The sequence below is a fragment of the Scandinavium sp. M-37 genome, assembly GCF_043558715.1.
GTDB lineage: Bacteria > Pseudomonadota > Gammaproteobacteria > Enterobacterales > Enterobacteriaceae > Scandinavium > Scandinavium vulneris_A.
Genome location: NZ_JBIGIN010000118.1, coordinates 1 through 451, shown reverse-complemented (window position 1 = coordinate 451; position 451 = coordinate 1). Strand labels below are relative to the sequence as shown.

The 451-nt window shown below is 53.2% G+C and carries 1 protein-coding gene; it reads left to right on the top strand.

What is annotated here, in order from left to right; all coding sequences use genetic code 11:
- On the top strand, nt 1-451 hold a 451-nt coding region (locus ACG0Z5_RS23975; RefSeq protein WP_394451686.1), incomplete at both ends, for a transposase.

Here is a 451-nt window from a genome sequence, read left to right as displayed (position 1 = left end):
TGGATGGTGTTGTCTGGCGTACGGCAGACACTCCGGAAAACAGTGCAGCCTTCAGCAGACCCGCCGGGCGAAATGGTATCGGTGGCTATCCGCAGGTCAGGATGGTTTGTCTGATGGAGCTGAGCAGTCATCTGATCAACGCCAGCGCTTTTGACAGCGAGAACGTCAGCGAAATGCGACTGGCAGCGCAGTTGGCGGAGAGAACGCCGGATATGAGTATCACCCTGTTCGATAAAGGATTTTACTCTCTGGGACTGCTTCATCACTGGCAGATGTCCGGAGAAAAACGGCACTGGTTGCTGCCGCTGAAAAAAAACACACAATATGAAGTTGTGCGTAAGCTGGGACGTGGCGATGAACTTGTTAAACTAAAAACCAGCCCACAGGCCCGAAAACAGTGGCCTGCACTCCCTGAGTGGTTCACAGCAAGGCTACTGACCCGAACTGTTGA